The 9,034-nt window shown below is 58.1% G+C and carries 6 protein-coding genes; 1 reads left to right on the top strand and 5 read right to left on the bottom strand.

Annotated elements, in window-relative coordinates; all coding sequences use genetic code 11:
- Window positions 1-5 precede the first annotated feature (5 nt).
- The 5 genes from A6A03_RS07815 to A6A03_RS07835 are packed head-to-tail and all read right to left on the bottom strand — an operon-like array spanning window position 6 to window position 7,854.
- Entirely contained in the window at window positions 6-1,019 is a 1,014-nt protein-coding gene (locus tag A6A03_RS07815) for a glycosyltransferase family 2 protein (protein ID WP_156525296.1), read from the bottom strand.
- A 7-nt stretch (window positions 1,020-1,026) separates the two neighbouring features.
- Window positions 1,027-2,877 carry a glycosyltransferase family 4 protein gene (locus A6A03_RS07820; protein WP_245668893.1) on the bottom strand — a complete coding sequence of 617 codons (1,851 nt, stop codon included), beginning with the start codon at window positions 2,875-2,877 and terminating at the stop codon, window positions 1,027-1,029.
- On the bottom strand, window positions 2,865-4,097 hold the full coding sequence (locus A6A03_RS07825; protein WP_066785941.1) for an ABC transporter ATP-binding protein: 1,233 nt from the start codon (window positions 4,095-4,097) through the stop codon (window positions 2,865-2,867). The genes A6A03_RS07820 and A6A03_RS07825 overlap by 13 nt, the downstream gene beginning before the upstream one ends.
- Window positions 4,094-5,995, bottom strand: a complete 1,902-nt coding sequence (locus A6A03_RS07830; RefSeq protein ID WP_066785948.1) for an ABC transporter permease — start codon at window positions 5,993-5,995, stop codon at window positions 4,094-4,096. Before A6A03_RS07830 ends, A6A03_RS07825 begins: the two co-directional genes overlap by 4 nt.
- A complete protein-coding gene (locus tag A6A03_RS07835; protein WP_066785955.1) occupies window positions 5,968-7,854 on the bottom strand; it encodes a polysaccharide deacetylase family protein in 1,887 nt (628 codons plus the stop codon). The genes A6A03_RS07830 and A6A03_RS07835 overlap by 28 nt, the downstream gene beginning before the upstream one ends.
- Before the next feature lie 183 nt (window positions 7,855-8,037).
- Between A6A03_RS07835 and A6A03_RS07840 the strand changes: the two genes are divergently transcribed.
- On the top strand, window positions 8,038-8,892 hold the full coding sequence (locus A6A03_RS07840; RefSeq protein ID WP_066785959.1) for an alpha/beta fold hydrolase: 855 nt from the start codon (window positions 8,038-8,040) through the stop codon (window positions 8,890-8,892).
- The last annotated feature ends 142 nt before the right edge of the window (window positions 8,893-9,034 follow it).

Below are 9,034 nucleotides of genomic sequence, written 5' to 3' on the forward strand. Positions count from 1 at the left end.
GATGTCTATGAATGGTTAAACATCCAATCAGCGCGCTGGTGCGCATTCCGCCACAGCGCACGGGCTTGCGCCCGCTGCAGGCATCGCATGAACCCAATCAACTGATCTTCATCCGCTGGTTGGAATGTCGGATCAAGCTGCCGTCGCGCCACCAAGATTTCACGTAGATGCAACAACGTCTCTGCGTAAGCCCAACGGAGCGCACGCCCTTCGACTGGCCACAGCGCATAGCGCTCAGCATGGGCGCACTCGGCGGGAAAGAACGACTCGAAGAGATCAGACAGGGTATAATGCTTCAGGACAAAGCGTAAGCGACCGCGATTATAGTAGCTGCTACGTTGCAACTCATCACGCAGCGAGAGCGACTCGTGATGGCCTAACGTGGCCATTGGGTTGTATACAATTTTCCACCCTGCCCGGCGTAAACGCCAACAGAGATCAAGATCTTCAAAATACGCCGGAACAAAACCTTCATCCAGCGTATGTTCTGGATCAAGCGCTGCGGTGCGTAACGCGATAGCGGCGCCGGTGACAAACTCGCATTCCTGTACAGTATCGTACTGGCCCGTATCGGGCTCGTGCCATCCAATATGCTGCACAACCGCCCGCGGCCATTCCAGCCTCACGCCCGCGTGCTGGATCGTGCCATCAGGATAGCGAATCTTGGCGCCAACAGCCGCCACTTGTTCATCAGTCGCCAATGGCATAACCAGATGTTCGATGCACATCGGATCGAGGATAGTATCCTGATTGAGCAAAATGACGGCATCAGGCGGCGATGGATCGGCGAGAACGGTGCGGATCCCGGTATTCATTCCGCCAGCAAAACCGAGATTACGCTCATTGCAGATAAGCCGCACATCGGGATAGCGCTGGGTAATTTGGGCGATCGTATCATCTTGTGAAGCGTTGTCGACAACGACAATCTCCACCGGCATTGATTGCTGATGTAATGACTCAAGGCAAGCTAAGGTCGCTGCAGCAGCATTCCAACTCAAAACAATGGCAACAACTCGCATATCATTGCTATTCTTGCTGAGGCGGCAACGCCGGAACACCACCGATATGGGCCAATACTTGGGCAGTGGTCTCTTCCAGACCAGCTAATTGGTCGGCAAAATCACGGATTTGTTGGCCAATTTGATGAATCTCGGTCACTTGACGATGGTTATGATCTTGCATTCCATCTTCGAGATTTGTCACCCGTAGTCTTAGCTCCTGCACGAGCTGTTCGAGCGTCTGCGCCCGTTGTTCCAGCGTCTGCGCCCGTTGTTCCAGCGTCTGCGCCCGTTGTTCCAGCGTCTGCGCCCGTTGTTCCAACCGCGTAGAGACATCAAAGAGCAATCGGGTCGTGTGATCAATTTGTTCGGACAGTGCGTACATTGATCGCAACACGGCTGCATTGTAATCGCGTTGGGGCTTCATGAGCAGAAACCAGATCTTTTGTTGCAACCAACGCCACGACAACCCGCCTGATGCCGGTTGTTCAATTTGCCAGATCTGTTCCTGCGCTTTGATTGCATCATTACGCACTCTGTGCAGTATTGCAGATGTCTGGTCAATATCAGATGTAACCATAGATATAGTTTCCTCCTGAGATGGTACATCTACATCCACCACAGCTATTTCATGGTCTCTATGCCATTGCATCGGTGCAGTGCCAACTGGCAGCGATGCAGTAAGCATCCGAATCAACGGCTGCACCACCTGCGACCAACGCAATTGTTGGCCCAGCTTCGCTGCATTCACACTCTGCGCTATTCGGCGTTGCGGATCGGCCAACAAACGGATCAGAGCGGCAGCAACTGCATCGACATCACCAATGGGCACTGCTTCACCGGCGTTATGGGCAACAATGAGCTCTGCTGCTGCATCCCCAGTACTCAGCACTGTTGGTTTGCCAACCCATAAATGATCAAGCACTCGTGAACGCACCGCTGCGTAGCGCGTCTCGAGATGCTCGCGGTGTAATGATACCATGACGGTCGCTTCCAGCAGGAAATCAGCCCGGCGCTCATACGGGATCCATTCCTCATAAAAATGCACGCCGTGACCGAGCAAGCCCAGCTCGGCAGCCAACTGGCGGGTCTGTTTCGGAGTGATCATCTCGTGTACCGGGCCGGGATGCCGTCCAGCTAGAAACACCAAGCGAGCATTTGGCACCTGAGCCAACACCTGCGGCATCGCGCGCACAACCGTCTGAGGATCGAGCCAATCCCACAGACCGCTACTCCACAGAATAATCTCGTGATCGGCGCCGAGATCATCAAGCACGCCGCGCAGAGCGGGCTGGCTACTGGCTTGGGGCGGCACATCGCTCACCCCAAACGGCACCACATCAATCAACGTGCGCAACAACGGATCGGCATCAAGCAACGCCGGGTTGAGCCGGCCCAGCGCCAACAGACCACCAATGTACAAGTCGCGCTGGCGCTCGGTGGCGCAGAGGAAATGGTCGCCACGCATGAGCGTCCGGCGGAGGGTCGCTACATCGTGCGCAAACATCCGCTCACGCTCGGCCAACGGATAGTGGCGAAAGATTTCAAAGCTTTCTAAGACGATGGGGTCGTACAAATCAATAATAAGTTTCCCTTGAAAATCGATCAATTCCGGATGCACATGGGCGACAAAACCATTCGCGAGCACGGTTTGCGCCTGCGCTAGATAGGGCTGCAACGCCCCAGCTTGGCCAAATGCGTAATGACCAAATTCGATATTGGGATAGGGATCAAGGTCAATCGGCTTCGTTGCGATCAGCGTCACCGGTGTATGCTTGGCCAGAACCCGGGCGATTTCCCACATCCGAATGCCGGGGCCAGCCATCCGGCGACCAATCACATCTTGCGAGATCACCAGCAAACGATTTATGGATGCCACTGCCAAACGCCTTCTGTAAACAACATGCCGTAACGCTGTTTGACGCCATCACTATGGATAATTAAAGGATACATGCGATCATGGACATCAAAGGCATGCAGTTGGGTATGATCAGTTGCCGAAACGCTCACAAAATAGCGCCCGCCTAACAACGGTATTTTCGGAATATGATAATCAATCATGCCAGCCCCTTCGATGGCCGGGATAACGTAGCCATCGAAGCCCGTATTCGGCCCGGTCAGCCACGCACCGCTTTCATGATGCAATCCCACCCCAAACACCGGTCGCTCAATCGGTTCATGCGCCACGTAATGAATCCGGATGGTCAGCGGTTCGTGGGTACGAAAGGTTACTCGTTCGTTTCCATCCTGATCGAGCAATTGCACTCGCACAATCTCGACTTCCCGGGTGCCGCGACGCATCCGCTCGCGCCATTCTTGATCGGGTTCCTCCTCCTTGGATCGCTGCTCAAATTCAGCCCGTTCGCGTTCATTCACATCGACCAAATAGGCATCAACCACCTCAACCGCACTGCCATAGGCCTTCATCTCGCCATGATCAAGCCAAACCGCGACATCGCAGAGCGAGCGCACCACATCGAGCGCATGCGATACGAAGACAATCGTCTTGCCAGCGCGGCGAAAACCGTAAATGCGATCGATGCACTTGCGCTGAAATGCCTCGTCGCCTACTGCCAACACCTCATCGGTAATCAGAATATCCGGCTCCACTGCCGTCGCCACGGCAAAGGCCAGCCGGGTGTACATGCCCGATGAATAGTGTTTGACTTCAGTATCAAGAAATTGACCAATCTCAGAAAACTCAATAATTTCAGGCATTTTCCGCAGCATCTCTTTGCGACTGAAACCCATCAACGAACCGTAAAGGAATACATTTTCCCGCCCGGTAAGTTCGGGGTGAAAGCCGCTGCCCAATTCGAGCAGAGCAGCAATCCGGCCACGAGTCGCTACTCGCCCGCTCGTCGGTTCGAGCACGCGCGTCATCAACTTGAGGATAGTGCTCTTACCGGCGCCGTTGTGTCCGACCAAGCCAATGCTTTGACCTGCTTCGACTGCAAAGCTGATATTGCGCACCGCCCAGAACGCCTCAGCCGGCGGCAAGCCACGGATTAACCCCATGAACCGCTCTTGAATAGTCGAGGCATTCTGGCGGCGCACGAACTGCCGCGACACGTTATCAAACTCTATAACCACACTCATAGTTCTTCACCAAAATGACGGCTGGTGCGCTGGAAGACCCAATACCCGATGGCCAACACCACCAGCGCGGTGACACCCACCCGCAGCATTGCGCTCAGCGACGGCACACCGGGAGTCGGGATCAAGCCAACTGGCACAACATTCCCATAAATGATGTCGCGGTAGAACTCGATGATCGAAGCCAACGGGTTGAGCCAGCGAATGACCCGGGCCGCAAGTCCTTCGCTAATCGTGCTCAATGGGTAGATAACTGGGGTGAGGAAGAACCAAATATTGATCACAATGCCGATCAGATGCACGACATCGCGAAAGAAGACCGCGCCAGCACCGAGCAGCAGCGCCAACCCAGCCAGAAACACCGTCTGCAAGGCCATAATGACCGGCAGGTAGATGATGGTCCAACTGAGATTGAGCCGGCCAAGGGTTGTCATTTGCACAATGATGATCACCAGCAACATCATTGGCAAGGAAAGAATGAAATTGAGGAGACTCGATCCAACGGCGACCAGCGGCAATACTTCCCGCGGGAAGTAGACCTTCTTGACCAGCGCGGCGTTATCGATAATGCTGCGGGTACCATTGAGCACCGCTTCAGCAGTGTAGTTCCACGGCAACAGACCGACGATCACAAATACCGGAAACATCGCAATGCCGTTAGGCAGCAGAAAGCTAAAGACGATCACATAGACCATCATCATGCCCAACGGCGCGATCTGGGTCCAGAGGTAGCCAAGCGTGCTGCCTTTATAGCGAGCACGTAAATCACGCAGCACAAGGTTGCGGATCAACTCACGATACTGCCACAGCTCTTGCAACTTTGGCAGCACGCCGGCGCTGCGATCGAGCGCAATGCCACCTAATCCCAAGGCCGCACCGACCAAGGCCGCCAGCGCGATCAATGGCAGCTCGTAGCGCGGTTCGGGGGCAGCGGGCAACGCCGCCGGGATGCGGTACGCTGCGCTGACCTGATCGGCATTAAAGCGCGTCCCCGCTTCGCGGATCATATAGTTGATTGCAGCATCAATCGCGCGCAGTTGGGCAATCGTCCGATCGCGCGCCGCCAATTCCGCCGCCGCGGCAGGATTGGCAGCAGCACAACTCCGCAAAGCTGCTTCGCGGGTGGCCGTCTCGGTGATGCCGGCACTAGCGCACAGCGCATCAAGCGTCGCATTGCGGGTATTGATCGCAAACCGCCACAGATCGTAGCGCGACTCAAGCGCACGAGCGACATCGCTCAACTCTTCCCCCGACAGATCGGCCAGCGTGCGCGGCGTGCTAAACGGCTCGATCGGGCGCGAGAGCGGCAGCGCATCAAGCCGCAGAATATCGCGCAACAGCCACGCGAAGCGATCGTTTGGCACGGGGGTTTGGCCGTTCAGCGCCTGCCACAGCTGCCAGCCCAACATATTGCGCAAGATTTCACGCCCGCCGGCAGCCCGAATCTGGCGCACCAGCTCGGCAGCGCCGGCATCGGCCAACGTCTTGGCTTCCACCGCATTGCCAGCAATCCCGCGCACTACCACCACACCCGGTTCGGGCAACAGATACTCAACCCGAAAATCGGGCAGGCCAAACCGCACATCAGCCCGTGCCAACGCGCCAAGGCGTAAGGCTTCGGTCGCATCGGCAATCGCGATGTCCATTCCGGTCAGATTGGGCGCTACCGGTTGGTAGATCGGCCCATAGCGCGCCGTATCGAACCGAACCTCAGCATCGGCGAAATAGATGATTGGACGGGTCAAGATCGGGGGCAAGGCGACGCTCAATGCCCCGACAATGCAGATGATCAGCCACAGCCATTGGTACAATGGCAGCGCGCCGCGCCGCGCCATCAGCGCCGCCCCGATTGCGCGCCAACCGGTCGTCTGATTTAGCGGCTGCTTGATCGTGTTGGCCACAACGTCACCTCTACAGTTTGGCCAGCGGCCAGATCGATCCTGAGCCTGTTGCCAGCTTGCCATTGTTCACGCGGCATAATGTCATTGTTCACCGCGACGTCAGCCGTGCTCGCCGGCAGATCGATCATCAAACCAACCAGCGGGTAGGGCGATGGATTGTGCAGGCGATACCGCTGCGCAGCGCTGCCGCTCCCTCGCTCAGGCGTCCCGACTGGCTGAGTCAATTGAGTTATATCAAGCGTTTTGAGCGCGATCTGCCAACCGGCAATCTCACTCAACGGCGCCACCCAAACATCGCCGCGCCTGACGGTGTAGGATACCACATCTTCCCACACCGCTTGTTGGGCCGCGCTCGTTACCTCTTCGGTATGCGCCCAGATATCGATCATCCCGCCAACGGCGACAGCCCGCTCGATCTGTGCGATCGCCAACTCAGCCCGCGCTGGGGTCAGATAGAAGTCAGGGCAGGCGATGATCCGGCCTTCCCGTCCGGGCAGCCACCGGCACTGCGGATCGCGGATCAGGCCGCGTTCGTCGGTTGGGAAGAGATTGTAGGGGCCGTAATCGCTCAGGCGCGTCACCGAGCGGATGCCAACTTGTTCGATCACATCCCAATTAGCGTCGCTCATGCCGGCGCTGCTGCTCCACGGGAAGGCGAGCGAGCGGGCATTGCCGACGCCGCGCTCGGCAGCGACTGCGTTCCACGTTTCCACATCAGCCCGCCACGTCGCCACATCGGCATAGCCGCCGTAGAGATGGCTAAAGGTGTGGCTCTGTATCTCATGGCCGGCAGCCAGCAACGGCTCGATCTGGTCGCCAAAGTACCACGCCGGGTCAGTCGCCACCGTCCCATACGGATCATCGCTAAACCACGGGCGATTCACCCAGCGATCGCTCCGCCACCCGTTGGCTGCCGAGGCCCACGTAAACACCGGATCACCCATAAACCGGCGCCGCTCACGGTTGCCCATGAGAAAGTTATAGCCGGTGGCATAGTAGGTCGCGCGCACGTTGTAGCGGGCAAAGATAGCCATACTCGTTTCCACGCCGGTGCGCATGCGCATCCCGCGCAGAAGCGGGTCTTCATCGGCGCGTGGGTCATCAACCGAGCGCGAATGCACCAACCCGCCCATTGCCGTTTCCCAATCGAAGGTAAACGCCACCGCTGCTCGATAGCCTTCCGGCCACGGCGCAATTACTAACGGTAATGATGGCTCAAGGGCTTGCGCTGCCGGCAAGAGATGGCCGCCGCGTTGCAGGCGCGGCATGTCGAGGTAGATGCGATCATCGGACGACGGCTCGATCCGTACTCGCAAGACGCGAGCCGTAGCCGGAGCACGGGCATACCCGCCAATGACCGACCATCCTGCCGGCGGTCGTTCCGGCGTCCATAATGCGACCGGCTGCCACAACGTCGCCATGCGTTCACGCACCTCGCCGCGCTCATCGTACCACTCAAAGACAAGCCGGACGCGCGTGGGAGAGCGCAACAGCGAATCGGTCAGCGCGGCAACGGTAAAACAATAGGTCATGCCGGGTTGCACCCCGACTGGCGGCGTTTGGGCATAGTTGGCAATCCCGATCAGTTGCAGACCGCGCCCGTCGCCATCGAGATCAAATCCTTGGCCATCGATCGCCGGACCGCGCAATTCGACGCCGCCGGCGCCGCGGCTCCAGCCGTCAGGCAGACCGCTCACCTCGCCAATCAGGGCAAAATTGGCATTCGGCAAGAGATTGGGATCGACAAAGGGAGGCGCAGCGCAGCGATCAAGCCGCTGACTGACAAAGAAGAAGATTCCGGCAGCGCCAACGATCAACGAGACCAGAATGGCGCCCAACGCGAACTGGCGTGAGATCATCGATCTTTGCAATACGTTACGTCTAGCGCGACCCGATGCCGCGGCTGCATTGTACCATAGATACCCTTAACCGTTCGTTGCCGGGTTGTAGCCTGACACACTGCGGCATCTCTGCTACAGTGACAGGGAACATAAGGAGCGTTGCGTCACGTGTGAGATCCATAGCATAAGGAGCGTTATCGTATGCAAGCAACGTCCGTGGCTACGATCAGCGAACGGCAGATCACCGTTGATGGCTTTCGCCTGCGCGTCTTGTCCGCTGGGCAAGGGCCGGCAGTGCTCTTGTTGCATGGCTTTGTCGTCAGCGCCGACGATTGGATCCCAACCATTCAGACTCTCGCCGCAGCCGGTTATCATGCCATCGCACCCGACGCGCTCGGGTTTGGCGCCTCAGATAAACCGGGTGGCTCAGTCTATACCTTGCGCCGCTATGCCGATCTGAATGCCGGAGTGTTAACAGCCTTTGGCGTAGCCCAAGCGGCAGTGGTGGGGCACTCGATGGGTGGCAAGCATGCCTTGGCGACAACCATCCTCCATCCACAGCGGGTCGAACGGCTCGTCATTGCCGATAGCGAAGGCTTTATGCAATTGCCGCTCTTTATGCGCAAAGGCGGATCGCTGCCCTTCCTTGGCGAGGCGATTACCGCCCTTTCCTCGTTCCCCTTCGTGGTCAAGATGCAGTTGCGCGCCGCGTTTGCCAATCCCGATCGCTACATTACCCCTGAATTGGTGGCACGTGGCCAAAAGACGCTGAGCGACCCCGCGATCCGGCGCACGATGGTCTCGCTGAGCCGGTTTTATGACGCCAACGATCTGCGCGGCAGCGGGTTGTGGCCGCGCCTTACCGAGATTACCCAGCCAACCTTGATCATCTGGGGGAAAGAAGATCACCTCTTCCCGGTGAGTTGCGCGTATGAGGCGCAGCGCGCGTTGCCCCGCGCCCGGCTGGAAATTATCCCCAACTGTGGTCACTTCCCGATGATCGAAGCGGCTGACCGCTTCCACCAACTGGTGCTGGAGTTTTTGCAAGAGGGATGACACATCGCCGTAGCAGACGACTGGCCAGCAGGCGAGTCGCCCGCGCTCCGCACGCGATACCAGGGGCGCGGGCCGCTGGCCCGCCGCTCCCCATCCGCGGGCGAGCCGCCCGCGCTCCGTCGCTGCCGCTGGCTCGCTCTCA

It is taken from the genome of Chloroflexus islandicus (assembly GCF_001650695.1).
Classification (GTDB): Bacteria; Chloroflexota; Chloroflexia; order Chloroflexales; family Chloroflexaceae; genus Chloroflexus; species Chloroflexus islandicus.